Here is a 17,044-nt window from a genome sequence, read left to right as displayed (position 1 = left end):
CGTCAGCACTCGACGACGTTGAGAGCGAGCCCGCCGCGGGCCGTCTCCTTGTACTTGACCTTCATGTCGGCGCCCGTCTCGCGCATCGTCTTGATCGCCTTGTCGAGCGAGACGTGGTGGACGCCGTCCCCGCGCACCGCCATCCGGGCGGCGGTGATCGCCTTGACCGACGCCACGGCGTTGCGCTCGATGCAGGGGATCTGCACGAGCCCGCCGACCGGGTCGCAGGTCAGGCCGAGGTTGTGCTCGATGCCGATCTCGGCGGCGTTCTCGACCTGCTCGGGCGAGCCCCCGAGCAGCTCCGCGAAGCCGGCGGCGGCCATCGAGCACGCCGAGCCGACCTCGCCCTGGCACCCGACCTCGGCGCCCGAGATCGACGCGTTGCGCTTGAACAGCAGCCCCACGGCACCGGCGGTGAGCAGGAAGCGCACGACGGCGTCGCCGTCGAACGACCGCAGCGACCGGGCCGCGTGGTGCAGCACCGCCGGCACGATCCCGGCGGCGCCGTTGGTGGGGGCGGTGACGACGCGCCCGCCGGCGGCGTTCTCCTCGTTGACCGCGAGGGCGTCGAGGGTGACGCGGTCCATGTCGGTGCAGCCGGCGTCCTCGGCGTCCAGGTGGCGGCGCAGGTCCGGCGCGCGCCGGCGCACCCGCAGGCCCCCGGGCAGCACGCCCTCGGTGGAGCAGCCGCGCTCGACGCACTCGCGCATCACCGACCACAGGTGCAGCAGGCCCGCGCGCGTCTCGGCCTCGGGGCGCCAGGCCCGCTCGTTGGCGAGCACGACGTCGCTGATGCGCAGACCGTGGGTGCGCGCGATGGCGACGAGCTCGTCGCCGGTGGTGAACGGGTGGCGCTCCGGGGTCGCGTCCTCGCGCAGCACGGGCTCGCCGGTCTCGTCCTCGTCCAGGACGAAGCCTCCGCCGACCGAGTAGTACTCGCGGCGCGCGATCTCGCGCCCGTCGGCGTCGCGGGCGCAGAAGACCATCCCGTTGCTGTGGAACGGCAGGCGCTCCTTGCGGTGGAGCACGACGTCGTCGTCGACCGAGAAGGCGATCGGCTGCTTGCCCGCCAGCGCGATGCGGCCCTCGGCGCGGGCGGCCGCGACCAGCGGCCCCGCCTCCACCGGGTCGACCAGGTGGGGCTGCTCGCCGCACAGGCCGAGGACGACCGCCGGGACGCTGCCGTGGCCGTGGCCCGTCGCCCCCAGCGAGCCGAACAGCTCGCAGCGCAGCGACGCGACGTCGTGCAGACGGTCGGTGTCGTGGAGGCGCGAGACGAAGAGGAACGCGGCGCGCATCGGGCCCACCGTGTGCGAGCTGGACGGACCGATCCCGACCTTGAAGAGGTCGAACACCGAGATGGCCATGGGACACCCCCAGGAGGCCGTGTCGAGCGTTTGATGTTGAACTAGTATATCAACCGTGGCCGACAGAGAGAAGGAGTAATCGCGTTGTTGTACGCTCCGTGCATGACCGTTCTCCCGGACGAGCAGGAGTCGAGCCCCCCGCTCTCGCTGTCCGAGCGCGCCTACCAGGCCATCCAGGACAAGCTGATCATGCTGGAGATCCCGCCGATGGCGCCGATCGACGAGGTCGCGCTGGTCGAGTCGCTGGGTGTGGGGCGCACGCCGGTCCGCGAGGCGCTCAAGCGTCTCGAGGTCGACCGGCTGGTCGTCTCCTACGCCCGGCGGGGCACGTTCGCGACGGCCGTCGACATCACCGACCTGGCCTACATCTCCGACATCCGCGTGCAGCTCGAGCCCCTGGCCGCGCGCCGGGCCGCCGAGGACGCCTCGACCGCGACGCGCGAGGAGCTCGCCGCGCTGGCCGACGCCACCGAGCGCCTCGACGTGCCCGAGCTGTCCCGCGAGGAGCTGATGCGCTGGGACATGCGGGTGCACCGGGCGATCTACCACGCGGCGGGCAACCCGCACCTCGAGGACACCCTCGTGCGCTACGACAACCTGGCGACGCGGATCTTCTGCCTGTTCCTCGACCGCATGCACGACTTCGTGTCGCACGTCGAGGAGCACGCCGGCCTGCTGCGCACGATCGCTGACGGCGAGGCCGACGTCGCCGCCCGCAAGGCCCGCCAGCACGTCCAGGGCTTCGAGAAGGCGATCCGCTCGGTCATCTGACGCACCCCTACGTGCGTGGGTCAGCGCAGCAGCTGCTCGCGGACGACGGCGGTGACCTTCGCGGCGCGCAGGACGACGTCGTCGACGGGGTCGATCGCGAGGAGCAGCTCCTCGCGCACGGCGGGGTCGGTGATCCCCACGAGGTGCGCCTCGACCTCGACGCGCGCCGTGCCCACCGCGGCGCGCAGGGCCTCGGCGGCCGCGGCGACGTCGGTGGCGCCCACGCCCCGCTCACCGGGCCGCAGGGTCTCGGCGAGGCCCAGGGCGCGCTCGGCGACCTCGATGACCTGCACCGCCGCCCGGGCGTCGTCCGAGCCGTCGGCGCCCGGGGTCGCCGCGGCGAGGCCCAGCGCCTTCTCCCGCAGGTCGTCGGCGATCTCCGCCGCGCGTCCGCCGTTCGGCCCGACGGCCCGGGCGACGAACGCGGCCCCGGTCGCGGCGTGCAGGGCGGCGGCGCCGCCGGGACCGGTTCCCGACGACGCCACCGACTCCAGGAGCTGCTCGACCGAGTCGCTGCGCACGACGCCTCTCTCCTGCTCGGGTCCGGGGCTCAGCGCCGGATCCGCGCCATCTCGGGATCGACGAGCGGCTCGCTCGCGACCGTCGCCCGCACGGGGTGCCCGAAGTACTGGATCTCCACGGGCGTGCCCGGCTCGAGCCCGGCGGGGAGCCACGCGTACGCGATCGGCCGGCCGATCGTGTGGCCGTACGCCGCCGACGTCACGTAGCCCGAGGGCTCGCCGTCGACGAGCACCGGCTCGTGCCCGAGCACCACGCTGCGTCCGTCGTCGACGGTCAGGCAGGTCAGCGACCGCGCCACGTCCTGCGCGCCCTCGGCGGTGACCGCCGCGCGGCCCACGAAGTCGCCCTTCGTCGACGGGCGCACCGCGAACCCCAGCCCCGCCTCGTACGGCGAGTGCTCGGTCGTCATGTCGGCGCCCCAGCTGCGGTAGCCCTTCTCCAGCCGCAGGCTGTTGAACGCCGCCCGCCCCGCGGCGACGACGCCGTGCGCCTGGCCGGCCCGCCAGAGCACGTCCCAGAGCCGCTGCCCGTACTCGGCGGTCGTGTAGATCTCCCAGCCGAGCTCGCCGACGTACGACAGGCGCATCGCGGTGACCGGGATGCCGCCGATCTCGGTCTGCACGCACCGGAAGAACTTCAGCCCCTCGTGGGAGAGATCGGCCGAGGTCAGCGGCTGCACCAGGTCGCGGGCGAGCGGGCCCCAGACCCCGATGCAGCAGGTGCCGCCGGAGATGTCGCGCACGGTGACGTCCCCGGCCTCGGCCGCCGCGCGGCGCAGCATCTCGAGGTCGAGCGGGCCGTTGGCGCCGACCTGGAAGAGCTCCGGGCCGAGCCGGGCGACGGTGAGGTCGCTGCGGATGCCGCCGGCCTCGTCGAGCGCCAGCGTGTAGGTCACCGAGCCGACCGACTTGTCCATCTTCCCGGTGACCAGGCGGTCGAGCATCGCGCACGCCCCCGGCCCGGAGACCTCGATCCGGGTCAGCGAGGTCATGTCGTACATCGCGACCGCGGTGCGGGTCTTCCACGCCTCGACCGCGGCGATCGGCGAGTGGAACCGCGCCGACCACGCGTCGCGCGTCGGCGGCAGCCACTCGGTCGGCAGCTCCGCGACCAGCGGGGCGTTCGCCGTGTACCACTGCGGGCGCTCCCAACCGCGGGCCTCCAGGAACACCGCGCCGAGGTCGGTCTGCCGCGCGTAGAACGGGCTGGTCCGCACCTCGCGGGGCGAGAGCTTCGGCTGCAACGGGTGCACGACGTCGTAGATCTCGACGAAGTTCTGCTGCGAGGTCTCCGCGACGTAGTCGTCGGCGAGCTGGAACTCCTCGAACCGGTGCACCGAGCAGCCGTGCAGCTCGATCTCGCTGCGGCCGTCGACCAGCAGCTGGGCGACGCTGCGCGCGACGCCGGCGGAGTGGGTGACCCACACGGCCTCGGCGATCCAGAACCCCGCCACGTCCGCCGACTCGCCGACGAGCGGCCCGCCGTCCGGGGTGAACGAGAAGATGCCGTTGAACCCGTGGTCGATCTTCGTGTCGTTCAGGGAGGGCAGCAGCAGGCGGCTCTGCTCCCACTGCGGCGCGAAGTCGTCCTCGGTGAACGGCAGCATCGAGGGCTGCCGGCTCTCGCTGACGTCGTCGACCTCGGGCAGCTCGGCGAGCGACACGGGCATCGGGCGGTGGGCGTAGGAGCCGATGCCGATGCGGTCGTTGTGCTCGCGGTAGTACAGGTCCTGGTCCTGGTGGCGCAGGATCGGCAGCCGGGCCTCGATCGCCTCGTCGTTGCGGCCGGCGAGGTCGGGCACCTGCCCGGTGAAGACGTACTGGTGCGCGAGCGGCAGCAGCGGCACGCGCATCCCGACCATGGCGCCGATCTCGCGGCCCCAGAACCCGGCGCAGGACACCACGATGTCCGCCGGGACCAGGCCCTGGTCGGTCTCGACGCCGGTGACCCACCCGCCCTGCTGCGCCACGCCGGTCACGCGCGTCGACCCGCGGAACACCGCGCCCCGCGACTCGGCCCGACGGATCAGCGCGGTGACCGCGCGGGCGGCCTTCGCGAGCCCGTCGGTGGGCGTGTGCAGGCCGCCGAGGATCCGCGTGGGGTCCATCAGCGGGTGCAGGCGGGCGCACTCGTCGACGTCGACGACCTGCGCCGGGATGCCGCGCGCGGTGGCCCAGCCCTGCTTGCGGTGCAGGTCGGCGAGCCGCTCCGGGGTCGTGGCCACCTCGAGGCCGCCGACCTGGTTGAAGCACCAGGCGCCGTCCCCGCCTCCGAGGACACTGTCGAGCGACAGGAACTTCTCCACCGTGTAGGAGGCGAACTCGCTCATCGTCTTCGACGCGTTGGTCTGGAACACCAGACCGGGTGCGTGCGAGGTCGACCCGCCGGTGAGCGGCAGCGGTCCCTGGTCGAGGACGGTGACGTCGGTCCAGCCGCGGCCGGTGAGCTCGTCGGCCAGGTTGGCGCCGACGATCCCGGCTCCGATGACGACGACGCGGGGGGTGGTGCTCATGGCGTCTCCACGCGAGTACGGGGGTGGGTGGATCAGGGCTGGAACTCGGCGGCGGCGTCGACGAGCCAGTCGGCGACGTAGCCGGCGAAGGAACTGCGGACGATCAGGGCGAGGTCGTCGACGTCGTAGGCGACGAGCACGACGGCGGCCTGGCCGAGGAGGGTCTGGGCGCAGCGGCCGCGCGGGAACGCGGCGGGGCGCAGGTCGAGCGAGCAGCCGAACGCGAGCAGGTCCCGCGCGGCGGTGCCCCGCACGCGCACGCTCGTGCGCTGGGCGGACACGTCGACGGCCATGCCGCCGTGGGCGCTCGCCGTCTCGTCGACGTGGAACTCCCAGTCCTGGGGGTCGGCGGTGGTGCTGGTCAGCAGCCACTCGTCGGGCCCCAGGCGCAGGGCGAGGCCGCTCGGGAGCGCGGTCCACGTGTCGGGCCGCGCCGGCAGGGCGGCACCGACGGCGGCGCCGACCGCCGCGGGACCGGAGCCGTCGGGGTCGACGCGCAGGTCGACGGCCGCGACCGGCGCCTCGAGGTCGAGGCTCAGGAGCGTGCCGACGGAGGCGGCGGCGAGCGCGTCCCGCCGGCCCTCCAGCGGGTGGACGAGGGTCAGGCCAGGGATGCCGTCAGCCATCTCGGCGGGCTCCTTCCGGGTCGACGAGGACGGTCTCGCCGATGCGGGCGGCCACGAGCTCGTCGCCGACGGGCACGTGGACGACCTCGCCGAGGCGCTCCCGCCCGCCCTTGACCAGGGCGAGCGCGAAGGGCCGGGCGAGCTCGGCGCTGTGGTAGCTGGAGGTGACGTGCCCGAGCATCGGGACGGGCGCCGGGGGCAGGGCGCCGTCGTCGCAGAAGCGGACGATCTGCGAGCCCTCGGGCAGCTTGGTGGCGGCGTCGGTCGGCAGCAGCGAGACCAGCTGCTTGCGCAGCGGGTTGCGGTTCTCCGCCCGGGCGTGGGACCGCTTGCCGACGAAGTCGTCCTTCTTCTTCGACACGGCCCAGCTCATGCCGAGGTCGTGCGGCGACACGGTGCCGTCGGTGTCCTGGCCGATGATCGGGTAGCCCTTCTCGGCCCGCAGGACGTGCATGGTCTCGGTGCCGTAGGGCGTGATGCCGAACTCCTGCCCGGCCTCGAGCAGGCGCGCCCAGACCGCCGGGGCGTACCAGGAGCTGACGGTGACCTCATACGCGAGCTCGCCCGAGAACGAGATGCGCGCGAGGCGCACCGGCACGCCGTCGAGCGTCGTGTCCGCCCAGCACATGAACCCGAGCGCCTCGTTGCTGACGTCGACGTCGCCGAACACCGCGCCGATGACGTCGCGCGAGCGCGGGCCCGCGACGGCGGCGATCGACCACTGCTCGGTGACCGAGGTCAGCCGCACCCTCAGGTCGGTCCACTCGGTCTGGACCCACTCCTCCATCCAGTCGAGGACGTGGGCGGCGTTGCCGGTGGTGGTCGTGACGAGGTAGCGGTCCTCGGCGAGGCGCAGCACGGTGCCGTCGTCGAAGACCATGCCGTCGTTGCCGCACATCACGCCGTAGCGGACGCGCCCGACCTTCAGGCTCGACATCATGTTCGTGTAGAGCCGGTCGAGCAGGACCGGGGCGTCGGGGCCGCGGACGTCGATCTTGCCGAGCGTCGAGGCGTCCATGATGCCGACCGACGTGCGCACCGCGGCGCACTCGCGCAGGACCGCCGCGGTCATGTCCTCGCCGGCCTGCGGGTAGTGCCGGGCGCGCTTCCACTGCCCGACGTCCTCGAACTCCGCGCCGGCCGCGACGTGCCAGGCGTGCAGCGGCGTGGTCCGCACCGGGTCGAACAGGTCGCCGCGCTCGCGCCCGGCGAGGGCGGCGAACGCCACCGGGGTGTACGGCGGCCGGAAGGTCGTGGTGCCGACCTCCTGGATCGGGCGGCCGGTGAGCTCGGCGAGGATGCCCAGCGCGAGGATCCCGGAGGTCTTGCCCTGGTCGTGCGCGGTGCCGATGGTCGTGTACCGCTTGACGTGCTCGGGGTGGGTCATCCCGGCGCCGACGGCCCGCGCGACGTCGGCGACGGTCGCGTCGCGCGCGACGTCGACGAACTGGCGAGTCGCCTCGCCGGGGGTGTGCCAGAGGACGAGCGTGGGCTCCGGCCACTCCTCGGCGGGCGCGACGGGGGCGTCGGTGCCGCCGGCCTCGCGCAGGATGTCGGCGAGGGCGAACGTGCCGTTGGCGGCACCGACGGCCTCCACGCCCGCGGGCAGCGGGGCGGCCGGCCGGAACGCGCCCAGCGCGGCGTCGTAGGCGAGCGTCCCGCCGACGTGGCTGACCAGGTGCGCGGTGGGGTTCCAGCCGCCGCTGACCAGCAGCAGGTCGCAGGGGACCTCGCGGCGGCCAGAGTCAGTGACAGTGCCCACGACCGCGGCCGTGAGGTGCTCCTCGCCGCGGGTGCCGTGGACGAGCGTGCCGGTCTCGACGGCGACGCCGCGCTCCTCGCAGCGCTGCCGCCAGGACTGCGGCGCCCGCTCACGGGCGTCGAGGACGCGGACGGCCGCGCCGGCGTCGGCCAGGTCGGCCGCGGCGGCGTAGGCGGCGTCGTCGCTGGTGAAGACGACGACCTCGCGGCCGGCGAGGACGCCGTGGCGGTGCAGCAGGTCCCGCGCGGCCGAGGCGAGCATGACGCCGGGGCGGTCGTTGTCCTCGAAGACGATCGGCCGCTCGATCGCGCCCGCCGCGACCACCACGCGCCCGGCGCGGATGCGGTGGACGCGCTGGCGGGTGCGTGCGGTCTCGCCGCGGCGCTCGAGGGCGAGCACGAAGCCGTCGTCGTAGTGCCCGAACGCGGTGGTCCGCTGCAGGTGCGTGACCCCGAGTGCCGCCAGCTCGGCGACCGTGTCGGCGACGACGTCGAGCGCGGGCCGGGCGTCGATCGTCTCGGTGCCGGTCAGCGTGCCGCCCGCGGTGGGCCGGTCGTCGACGAGCACGACGCTCTCGCCGCGGCGGGCGGCGGTGCGGGCGGCGATGAGGCCGGCCGGGCCGGCACCGACGACGAGCACATCGCAGTGGTGGTGCCGGCGGTCGTAGCGGGCGGTGTCGGGGACCTCGGCGAGGCGCCCCTGTCCGTTGACGCCGCGCACGACGAGCCCGTCGGAGGCCTCGACGGTCGCGGCGAGCAGCATCGGCTCGGGGAACGGCTCCTCGACCTGGACCAGGCCGGTCGGGTCCTCGGTCCACGAGGACGTGATGCCGCGCGGGCGCCCGTACTTGACGCTCGTGGTCTGCGGGCGCGCGTCGTGCGCGAGCAGCACGGACGCGACGGTGTCGCCCGGGTGCCCGGTGTAGGCGGTGCCGTCGACGGTGACGGTGATCGTGCGGCTGCGGTCGACGCGGCCGTACCCGGCGATCCTGCTCATCGGGGCACCTCCTCGAGGAACTTGTGGGTGCGCGTGTCACGGACGGCGGTGAACCAGCGGCGGCAGCCCGAGGCGTGCGCCCAGCGCTCGGCGAAGGGGCCCTTGGGGTTGTCGCGGAAGAAGACGAAGTGCGCCCACTGCTCGTCGGTCAGCGAGGCCGGGTGCTCCGGGTAGGGCACGTGGGCCTGGCCGCCGTAGGAGAACTCGGTCTCCTCGCGCGGGCCGCACCAGGGGCAGGCGATGAGTTGCATCCGGGGCTCCTTAGTGCGCGACCGCAGCGGCGCCGTGCTCGTCGACCAGGGCTCCGGTGACGAAGCGGTCGAGGCCGAACGGCGCGACGAGGGGGTGGGGGCGGCCGTGGGCGACGGTGTCGGCGAACGCCCAGCCCAGGCCGGGGGTCGCCTTGAAGCCGCCGGTTCCCCAGCCGCAGTTGAGGAAGACGTTCTCGTAGGGCGTGGCGCCGACGATCGGGCTCGCGTCCGGGGTGACGTCGACGACGCCGGCCCAGCTGCGCAGCAGGTGGGCGCGGGCGAAGACCGGGAAGAGCTCGACGGCGGCGGCCATCTGGCGCTCGATGATGTGGAAGGCGCCGCGCTGGCCGTAGCCGTTGTAGCTGTCGACGCCGGCGCCCATCACGAGCTCGCCCTTGTGGGCCTGCGAGACGTACACGTGCACCGCGTTCGACATGACGATCGTCGGGTGCACGGGCTCGAGGAGCTCGGAGACCAGGGCCTGCAGCGGGTGCGACTGCAGCGGCGCGCGCACGCCGAGCATGTCCAGCAGCACCGAGGTGTGGCCGGCCGCGCAGAGGGCGACGGTGCCGGCGGCGATGGTGCCGCGGGTGGTGCGCACGCCGGTGACACGGTCGGCGTCGGTCACGAACCCCGTGACCTCGCAGTTCTGGATGATGTCGATGCCGGCCTCGCTCGCGCGGCGGGCGAAGCCCCAGGCGACGTAGTCGTGCTTCGCGATGCCCGCGCGCGGCTGGAACGTCGCCCCCTGGACCGGGTAGCGGATGTCGGCCGAGACGTTGACGATCGGGCAGACCTTCGCCACCTCGTCGGGCCCGAGCCACTCGGCGTCGATCCCGTTGAGCTTGTTCGCCTCGACGCGGCGCACCGAGTCGCGGACGTCCTGCTCGGTGTGGGCGAGGTTGAGCACGCCGCGCTGGCTGAACAGGATCGGGTAGCCGAGGTCGTCCTCGAGGCCCTCCCACAGCTTGAGCGCGTGCTCGTAGATGCCCGCCGACTCGTCCCAGAGGTAGTTCGAGCGGATCAGGGTGGTGTTGCGGGCCATGTTGCCGCCCGCGAGCCAGCCCTTCTCGAGCACCGCGACGTTGGTGATGCCGTGGTTCTTCGCGAGGTAGTGCGCGGTCGCGAGGCCGTGGCCGCCGCCGCCCACGACGACGACGTCGTAGACCTTCTTGGGCTCGGCGTCGTCCCAGAGGTGGTCGGGGTGCTCGGGCAGGTGGGCGCCCGGGGGGATCGGTGCGGTCGTCATGCCTGCAGCTCCGGGTAGAGGGGGTGGCGGGCGGCGAGGGCGGCGACACGCTCGGCGAGCGCGTCCAGCTCGGTGTCGGTGACCTGCGGGCGCAGGGCCCGGGCGATCACGTCGGCGACGACCACGAAGTCGTCGGCGTCGAAGCCGCGCGCGGCGAGCGCGGCCGTGCCGATGCGGACGCCGGAGCTGACCATCGGCGGGCGGGGGTCGAACGGGACCGCGTTGCGGTTGACCGTGATGCCGACCCGGTGCAGGCGGTCCTCGGCCTGCTTGCCGTCGAGCTCGGAGTCGCGCAGGTCGACCAGGACCAGGTGGACGTCGGTGCCGCCGGAGACGACGCCGACGCCGCGCTCCGCGAGCAGCCGGTCGGCCAGGAGGCGCGCGCCTTCCAGCGTGCGCTCCTGGCGCTCGCGGAACTCGGGCTCGCCCGCGAGCTTGAACGCCACGGCCTTGGCGGCGATGACGTGCTCGAGCGGGCCACCCTGCTGACCGGGGAAGACGCTGGAGTTGAACTTCTTCGCCAGGGCCTTGTCGGCGGAGAGGATGACCCCGCCCCGCGGCCCGCCGAGGGTCTTGTGGGTGGTCGAGGTGACGACGTGCGCGTGCGGCACCGGCGACGGGTGCAGGCCCGCGGCGACGAGGCCGGCGAAGTGCGCCATGTCGACCATGAACCAGGCGCCGACCTCGTCGGCGATCCGGCGGAACTCCGCGAAGTCCTGCCGGCGCGGGTACGCCGACCAGCCGGCGATGATCAGCTTCGGGCGACGTTCGTGGGCGAGCGCCTCGACCTCGGCCATGTCGACGCGGTGGTCGTCGGCGCGGACGTGGTAGGCCGCGACGTCGTAGAGGCGCCCGGAGAAGTTGAGGTGCATGCCGTGGGTGAGGTGGCCCCCGTGCGCCAGCGCGAGGCCGAGGATCGTGTCGCCGGGCTCGAGCAGCGCGGCCATGACCGCGGCGTTCGCCTGCGCGCCCGAGTGCGGCTGGACGTTCGCGAACTCGGCGCCGAACAGGGCCTTGAGCCGGTCGATGGCGAGCTGCTCGACGACGTCGACGTGCTCGCAGCCGCCGTAGTAGCGCCGGCCCGGGTAGCCCTCGGCGTACTTGTTGGTCAGGACCGAGCCCTGGGCCTCCATCACCGCGAGCGGCGCGAAGTTCTCGCTCGCGATCATCTCGAGGGTGCCGTGCTGGCGGCGCAGCTCGCGCTCGACGGCGGCGGCGACCTCAGGGTCGGCCTGCGCGAGCGACCGGTCGAGCACCGGGACGGTGCGACCCTCGGGAGCGACAGTGATCGACATTCGCGATCCTCATCGTAGCCAACTGATATATCTGACAGCGATGACTGTAGACAGCGACGCCGAGCAGGGTCAACACTTGTGCGGGCCGGAAACACCGAGGGAGGTCGCGGGATGCACGAGGGCACGGCGGGCGTCGACGAGTGGACGGCCGGGTTCGAGATGGGACGTCTGGATCAGCAGCTCGCGGCGCTGATCCTGCGCGACCGGCCGGTGGGCCTGACGATCCGCAGCGTCAACCGCACGCAGGCCGCGGCCATCGCGCGACGGCACGGGTACGAGCTGCGCCTGCGCCCGGTCGAGGAGCCGGGACGCGAGTGGGCGGTGTTCTCACCGATGTTCTCGCCGGTGTAGGGAGCGGAGCAGGAAGCCGTCGCTCGTCGCTCGCCATGTCGATCTCTCGACGGTGTCACCAGGGTCGTCATCTCGAGAGCCCTGACGGCTCCCCGGAGAGATCGAGATGGAGAGGTCAGTCGTCGGGCGTCACGAACAGGGCGCCCATCGAGGTCTCGCCTGCCGAGCCGCCGGAGAGTGGGTGGCCGATGACCAGCTCCGTGCCCGTCACGACGAGCAGGGCGAACAGGAAGATGCCGACCGCCACGGCGACGTGGCGGGCCAAGCCGGGCGACGCCGATCGCTCGTGTCTGGTCACGGAGAGATAACGAGCCCTCCGGTCGAGCGATACGGCTGGGACCCGCTCACACTCCCGTCGTCGAGCCCGGGCGCACGATCATCAGCACCGCCACCACGGCCCAGAGCAGGTTGAACACGCCGGTGGCGGCGGCGAGCCGGCCCGTCGACGCGACGAGCACGTCGCGCGGGCCGACGCCCTCCAGCAGCGCCCGCTGGCGCGGCAGGACCACGCCCGCCAGCACCCCCGCCGCCGCGAGCGTGAGCACGATCGACACGAGCACCCACCCCTCCATGAGCACGCCCATCGACGCCGCGGTGGCCAGCCCGAACACCGGGACGGCGACGCCGACGACCGCGTAGGTCCGGCAGATCCGCGCGAGCACCGGGAGCCGGGACGCCGCCCCGGGGTCGTCGTTCAGCGCCTGGCGCGCCTCGGGCGGGAACATGCTCGCCGCGACGCAGACCGGGCCGATCGCCACGATCGCCGCGAGGACGTGGACCGCGAGCAGGACCGCGTTCACGGGGCGCCCGCGGCGACCCCGACCGGACGCCACACCGTGCCCCGCCGCTCGTGGCGCATGACGCCCTCCACGGCGTGGGCGACCTGCGGGCCGACCTCGCGCTCGAGCAGGTAGAGCGCCATGTCGATGCCGGACGTGACGTTGCCGGCGCTGACCAGGTCGCCGTCGTCGACGACCCGCGCCGCCACCGGGCGCGCGGCGGTGCCGGCGAGGTCCTCGCCGCGGCCGTGGGTGACCAGCGGCCGGTCGTCGGCGAGCCCGGCGTGGGCGATGATCAGCGACCCGCCGCAGACGGTCGCGACGACGGTCTCCGCGCGCTCCACGGCCGTGCGCAGCGCCGGGGCCAGCGGGCCCGACCCCGCGCGCCCGAGCAGCGACGCCACGCTCCCCTCCACCGTGGGGTCCAGCGACAGCGAGCCCGCCGCGCCGGGCACGACCACGAGGTCGGCGAGGGCGGGGTCGAGCACCGCGGTCGCGGTCAGCGACACCGCGGGGATGCCGCTCGGCACCTCGCACGGCCCCTCGGCGCTGACGAGCTCGACGGTCACCGCACCGCCCGAGAAGCCGCCGCCGGCGTGGAAGACCTCGTACGGCCCCAGGACGTCGAGGGGATCGAAGCCGTCGAACAGCACGATCTGCACGTGCACGTCCGCCTCCTTGGTTTCAGTCTGTCTGTAACTTCTTACAGTGGGACTGTAACCCCACGCGAGGAGGTGTCGCCATGAGCACCGGGCCGCGGCCCGCCAGTGCCGCCTTCCTGCTGATGGCGCTCGGGCGCCGGGTGCGCGAGGAGGTCGAGGGCGCGCTCAAGGACGAGGGCATCGCGATGCGCCACCTGTCGGCGCTCGGCCACCTCGCCCCGCACCCCGGCCTCTCCTACAGCGAGCTGGCCCGCCGCGCCGGGGTGACGCCGCAGAGCATGCAGTCCACGCTCGCCGCCCTCGAGGCGCGCGGCGCCGTCGCCCGCGACACCGACCCGGGCCGCGGGCGCACCGCCGAGCTGCACGTCACGACGGAGGGCGCGCGCCTGCGGCGGGTCGGGACGGACATCATCACCGGCATCGACGAGCGCCTGCGCGCCCGGCTGGACGACGCGACGTACGGCACGCTGACCGAGGCGCTGTCCACCCTGTTCCGCGAGGACCCATGATCCGCACCGTCGCGCGCGTCCTGCTCGGGCTCTTCCTGCTCGCGGCCGGCACGACCCACCTCACCGTCGCCCGCGAGGCGTTCCGCGCCCAGGTGCCGTCGTGGTTCCCCGCCGACGCCGACGCGGTGGTCGTCGTGTCGGGCGTGGTGGAGATCGTGCTCGGCCTGGCCCTGCTCGTGCTGGTGCGCCGGCGCGCCGTCGTCGGGCTGGTCGTGGCGGCGTTCTTCGTCGCGATCTTCCCGGGCAACGTCGCGCAGTTCGTGGAGGGACGGTCGGCGTTCGGCCTGGACACCGACACGGCCCGTGGCGTGCGCCTGCTGTTCCAGCCGCTGCTCGTCGTGTGGGCGCTGTGGTGCACCGGCGCGTGGGCGTGGCTGCGCGAGCGGCGGCGCGTCGCGAGCTAGGGAGCGCCGACGATCCGGAGCGCGAACCCGCTGTACTGGTCGGCCACGGCGTCGGCGGTCAGCGCCCCCTGCGGGGAGAACCACCGCGCGACGCTCACGCACATCTCCCGGATCGCGAAGGACGCGAGCGCCGGGGACTCGACGTGGAACGCGCCGGCCGCGACGCCGTCGGCGATGACGGCGCGCAGCGCGTGCTCGTGCTCGCGGCGGCGGGCCTGCATCTCGCCGAAGGCGGGCTCGGCGAGGCTGCCGGTGTCGCGGTTGACCACCAGCGCCTCGCGGCGGTGCGTGGCGTGGCGGTGCACGTAGACCCGCGCGGCCTTCCGGAGCTGCTCGGCGGGCGGATCGGCGGGGTCGACGACCCGGTGGAAGTCGGCGAGCACCGCGGCGGTGGTGCGGTCGACGATCGTGCGCAGCAGGTCGTGCTTCGAGCCCATGTGGTTGTAGAGGCTGGGGGTCCGGACCTGCAGGGCCTCGGCGATCTCGCTGAGCGCCGTGCCGTGGTAGCCGCGCTCCGCGAAGAGGGTGAGGGCGGCGTCGAGGACGACCTCCGGGTTCAGCGCCAGCCGCGTGCTCACGCGGGACATCGTGCCACGACGAACGAGCGTTAGTGAGCCTTGTGTGGCGGCGACGACGCTCGCTACGGTCGACTAACGAGCGTTCATCAGCCCAGGAGGCGCGGTGCTGCGTACCGAGGTGATCCGACCCGTCCACGAGCTGCTCGACGCCCACGCCGCCGCGCGGCCCGGGGACGTCGCGTTCGCCGACGACGTGCGCGCGGTGACGTGGTCGGAGCTCGCGACGACCACCCGCAGGCTCGCCGGGCACCTCGCCGCGCTCGATGTGGGTCCCGGCGACCGCGTCGCGATGGTGATGGGGAACGCGGTCGAGGTGGCCGAGACCTACCTCGCGGTCCCCCGGGCCGGCGCGGTCGCGGTGTGCCTCAACCCGGACGCCGCGCCGGCGGAGCTCGAGTACATGCTCGCCGACTCCGGCGCCCGCGTCGTGGTCACCGACGAGGCCCACGCCGGCCTGGTCGAGGGCACCGGCGCCTCCGTGGTGCTCGCCGGCGGCAGCCGACCGGGCTGGTCGTCCTACGCCGACCTGATCGCCACCGAGCCCCCGGTCGCCGCGCCCGACCCCGCCGACCTGGATGTCACCGCGTTCATGCTCTACACGTCGGGCACCACCGGGCGACCCAAGGGCGTGGAACTGAGCCTGCGCAGCTGCCTGTGGGTGGTCGCGGCGTGCTGGGCGCCGATCGTCGGCCTCGGCTCGGACGACGTCGTGCTCTCGGCGCTGCCGCTGTTCCACTCCTATGCGCTGGACCTGTGCGTGCTCGGCGTGGTCGCGACCGGGGCGGGCGAGCGCATCCTGCCCCGCTTCTCCCCCACCCGGATCCTGGAGATGCTCGGCGGCGAGCAGCGCTACACCGTCCTGCCCGGCGTCCCCACCGGCTTCTCCTACCTGCTCCAGGCCGCCGGCGACCGGCCCCCGGCCCACCGCCTGCGCCTGGCGATCTCGGCGGGCGCGATCCTGCCCGCGGCCGTCGACGAGGCGTTCGAGCAGGCGTTCGGGGTCCAGCTGCTCGACGGCTACGGGATCACCGAGACCTCGACGATGGTCACCATGAACTGGCCGCACGGCGCGCGGCCCTACGGATCGTGCGGGCTGCCGCTGCCCGGTCTCGCGGTCCGCCTCGTCGATCCCGCGACGGGCACCGACGCGCCGCCCGGCGGCGAGGGCGAGCTGTGGGTGCGCGGCCCGAACGTCATGCGCGGCTACTGGGGCCGGCCCGAGCAGACGGCGAGCGTGCTCGTCGACGGCTGGTACCGCACCGGCGACCTCGCCCGCGCCGACGCCCACGGCTACCTCACGATCAGCGGGCGCACCAAGGAGATGATCATCCGCGGCGGCGAGAACATCTACCCCGCCGAGATCGAGAACGTGCTCCTGACCGCGAACGGGGTGGCCGACGCCGCCGTCGTCGGCCGCGCGCACCCCGACCTGGGCGAGGAACCGGTGGCCTTCGTCGTCGGCGACGCCGACCTCGACGCGCTCGCGGCGCACTGCCGGGAGCGGCTCACGTGGTTCAAGGTGCCGGCGGACTTCCGGGTCGTCGACGTCATCCCGCGCACCGGCTCCGGGAAGATCAAGCGCTTCGAGCTGGTGCGACAGCTGGACGAGGTGACGGCGTGAAGGTCGGCGACCTCGAGATCCTCCCGGTGATCGACGGGACCGGGCGGGAGCAGGCGCGCGAGGTGCTCACCGCCCCCGGCGACGACCGGTGGGCCTGTCACCCCGAGCACCTCGACGCCGACGGGAACCTCGAGCTGACCCTCGGCGGCTTCCTCGTGCGCACCGGCGACCGCGTGGTCCTCGTCGACGCCGGGGTCGGCCGCATCCGCAACGACCACTACGCCGGCGGCGGCTTCCTCGACGCCCTCGCCGCGCTCGGCGTCACGCCCGACCAGGTCACCGACGTCGTGTTCACCCACCTGCACTTCGACCACGTCGGCTGGGCCACGAGCAGGGGCGAGGTGGTCTTCGACCGCGCCACCTACCGCGTGCACGAGGCCGACTGGGTGCACTTCGTCGAGGCGGCCGACGCCGACCCCGGCGCGGTGCGCAAGCTCGCGCCGCTGCGCGAGCGCCTCGAGACCTTCGACGCCGAGCACACCGTCGTCCCCGGCCTCGACGCCCGCCCCACACCGGGCCACACGCCGGGCTCGACCACCTACGTCGTCTCCGGCCGCGGGCAGCGCGCCCTGCTGATCGGGGACGTCGCGCACTCCGTGGTGGAGCTCGAGGAGCCGGACTGGCAGGCCACCTTCGACGTCGACCCCCTCGCCGCGCAGGCGATGCGCCGCCGCCTCGCCGACGAGGTCGCCGACACCGACGACCTCGTCGTGCCCGCCCACCTGCCCGGTCTCGCGTGGGGCCGGATCGTCACGTTCGGCGAGACGCGCCGGTTCGTCGCCGTCTAGG

Annotated in this window: 18 protein-coding genes; 6 read left to right on the top strand and 12 right to left on the bottom strand. The window is 73.8% G+C overall.

Annotated elements, in window-relative coordinates; genetic code table 11:
• Nucleotides 1–2: 2 nt before the first annotated feature.
• Nucleotides 3–1,367: an L-serine ammonia-lyase gene (locus EV188_RS03660; protein ID WP_133824830.1), complete on the bottom strand. Its 1,365-nt coding sequence runs from the start codon at nucleotides 1,365–1,367 to the stop codon at nucleotides 3–5.
• Between the two features lie 102 nt (nucleotides 1,368–1,469).
• Between EV188_RS03660 and EV188_RS03655 the strand changes: the two genes are divergently transcribed.
• Nucleotides 1,470–2,138: a GntR family transcriptional regulator gene (locus tag EV188_RS03655; RefSeq protein ID WP_133824829.1), complete on the top strand. Its 669-nt coding sequence runs from the start codon at nucleotides 1,470–1,472 to the stop codon at nucleotides 2,136–2,138.
• Between the two features lie 20 nt (nucleotides 2,139–2,158).
• Here EV188_RS03655 and EV188_RS03650 read toward each other — a convergent pair whose 3' ends face one another.
• From EV188_RS03650 to glyA, 7 genes are read right to left on the bottom strand one after another with little or no spacing between them, the layout of a single operon-like run.
• Nucleotides 2,159–2,659, bottom strand: a complete 501-nt coding sequence (locus EV188_RS03650; RefSeq protein WP_133824828.1) for a formimidoyltetrahydrofolate cyclodeaminase — start codon at nucleotides 2,657–2,659, stop codon at nucleotides 2,159–2,161.
• 29 nt (nucleotides 2,660–2,688) lie between these two features.
• On the bottom strand, nucleotides 2,689–5,172 hold the full coding sequence (locus EV188_RS03645; RefSeq protein ID WP_133824827.1) for a GcvT family protein: 2,484 nt from the start codon (nucleotides 5,170–5,172) through the stop codon (nucleotides 2,689–2,691).
• A 32-nt stretch (nucleotides 5,173–5,204) separates the two neighbouring features.
• A complete protein-coding gene (locus tag EV188_RS03640) occupies nucleotides 5,205–5,798 on the bottom strand; it encodes a sarcosine oxidase subunit gamma (RefSeq protein WP_133824826.1) in 594 nt (197 codons plus the stop codon).
• Complete coding sequence (locus EV188_RS03635) at nucleotides 5,791–8,556, bottom strand: 2Fe-2S iron-sulfur cluster-binding protein (RefSeq protein ID WP_133824825.1); 2,766 nt, start codon at nucleotides 8,554–8,556, stop codon at nucleotides 5,791–5,793. Before EV188_RS03635 ends, EV188_RS03640 begins: the two co-directional genes overlap by 8 nt.
• Nucleotides 8,553–8,807, bottom strand: coding sequence for a sarcosine oxidase subunit delta (locus tag EV188_RS03630; RefSeq protein ID WP_133824824.1), 255 nt, complete (start codon nucleotides 8,805–8,807; stop codon nucleotides 8,553–8,555). Before EV188_RS03630 ends, EV188_RS03635 begins: the two co-directional genes overlap by 4 nt.
• Nucleotides 8,808–8,817: 10 nt before the next feature.
• Nucleotides 8,818–10,056 (bottom strand): sarcosine oxidase subunit beta family protein, encoded by a 1,239-nt coding sequence (locus EV188_RS03625; RefSeq protein ID WP_133824823.1) that lies wholly within the window; start codon nucleotides 10,054–10,056, stop codon nucleotides 8,818–8,820.
• Complete coding sequence (glyA, locus tag EV188_RS03620) at nucleotides 10,053–11,351, bottom strand: serine hydroxymethyltransferase (protein WP_133824822.1); 1,299 nt, start codon at nucleotides 11,349–11,351, stop codon at nucleotides 10,053–10,055. The genes EV188_RS03625 and glyA overlap by 4 nt, the downstream gene beginning before the upstream one ends.
• Before the next feature lie 111 nt (nucleotides 11,352–11,462).
• Here glyA and EV188_RS03615 point away from each other — a divergent pair, with 111 nt between their 5' ends.
• Nucleotides 11,463–11,702, top strand: coding sequence for a hypothetical protein (locus tag EV188_RS03615; protein ID WP_133824821.1), 240 nt, complete (start codon nucleotides 11,463–11,465; stop codon nucleotides 11,700–11,702).
• A gap of 115 nt (nucleotides 11,703–11,817) precedes the next feature.
• Here the strand turns inward: EV188_RS03615 and EV188_RS03610 are convergent, their stop codons facing one another.
• From EV188_RS03610 to EV188_RS03600, 3 genes are read right to left on the bottom strand one after another with little or no spacing between them, the layout of a single operon-like run.
• Nucleotides 11,818–12,000: a hypothetical protein gene (locus EV188_RS03610; protein ID WP_133824820.1), complete on the bottom strand. Its 183-nt coding sequence runs from the start codon at nucleotides 11,998–12,000 to the stop codon at nucleotides 11,818–11,820.
• 46 nt (nucleotides 12,001–12,046) lie between these two features.
• Nucleotides 12,047–12,502, bottom strand: coding sequence for a hypothetical protein (locus EV188_RS03605; protein WP_133824819.1), 456 nt, complete (start codon nucleotides 12,500–12,502; stop codon nucleotides 12,047–12,049).
• A complete protein-coding gene (locus tag EV188_RS03600) occupies nucleotides 12,499–13,149 on the bottom strand; it encodes a DJ-1/PfpI family protein (RefSeq protein WP_133824818.1) in 651 nt (216 codons plus the stop codon). The genes EV188_RS03605 and EV188_RS03600 overlap by 4 nt, the downstream gene beginning before the upstream one ends.
• Before the next feature lie 74 nt (nucleotides 13,150–13,223).
• Between EV188_RS03600 and EV188_RS03595 the strand changes: the two genes are divergently transcribed.
• Together EV188_RS03595 and EV188_RS03590 are read left to right on the top strand one after the other, a co-directional pair.
• Nucleotides 13,224–13,652, top strand: coding sequence for a MarR family winged helix-turn-helix transcriptional regulator (locus tag EV188_RS03595; protein WP_133824817.1), 429 nt, complete (start codon nucleotides 13,224–13,226; stop codon nucleotides 13,650–13,652).
• Nucleotides 13,649–14,056, top strand: coding sequence for a DoxX family protein (locus tag EV188_RS03590; RefSeq protein WP_133824816.1), 408 nt, complete (start codon nucleotides 13,649–13,651; stop codon nucleotides 14,054–14,056). The genes EV188_RS03595 and EV188_RS03590 overlap by 4 nt, the downstream gene beginning before the upstream one ends.
• Here EV188_RS03590 and EV188_RS03585 read toward each other — a convergent pair.
• Nucleotides 14,053–14,643: a TetR/AcrR family transcriptional regulator gene (locus EV188_RS03585; protein WP_133824815.1), complete on the bottom strand. Its 591-nt coding sequence runs from the start codon at nucleotides 14,641–14,643 to the stop codon at nucleotides 14,053–14,055. The two genes, EV188_RS03590 and EV188_RS03585, sit on opposite strands and share 4 nt — an antisense overlap.
• 94 nt (nucleotides 14,644–14,737) lie before the next feature.
• Between EV188_RS03585 and EV188_RS03580 the strand changes: the two genes are divergently transcribed.
• Nucleotides 14,738–16,255, top strand: a complete 1,518-nt coding sequence (locus tag EV188_RS03580) for a class I adenylate-forming enzyme family protein (RefSeq protein WP_133824814.1) — start codon at nucleotides 14,738–14,740, stop codon at nucleotides 16,253–16,255.
• Nucleotides 16,252–17,043, top strand: a complete 792-nt coding sequence (locus tag EV188_RS03575) for an MBL fold metallo-hydrolase (protein ID WP_133824813.1) — start codon at nucleotides 16,252–16,254, stop codon at nucleotides 17,041–17,043. The genes EV188_RS03580 and EV188_RS03575 overlap by 4 nt, the downstream gene beginning before the upstream one ends.
• The last annotated feature ends 1 nt before the right edge of the window (nucleotide 17,044 follow it).

It is taken from the genome of Actinomycetospora succinea (assembly GCF_004363095.1).
Taxonomy (GTDB): domain Bacteria; phylum Actinomycetota; class Actinomycetes; order Mycobacteriales; family Pseudonocardiaceae; genus Actinomycetospora; species Actinomycetospora succinea.
The sequence above is the reverse complement of the archived record's forward strand: the minus strand, read 5'-3'. Positions and strand labels throughout refer to the sequence as shown.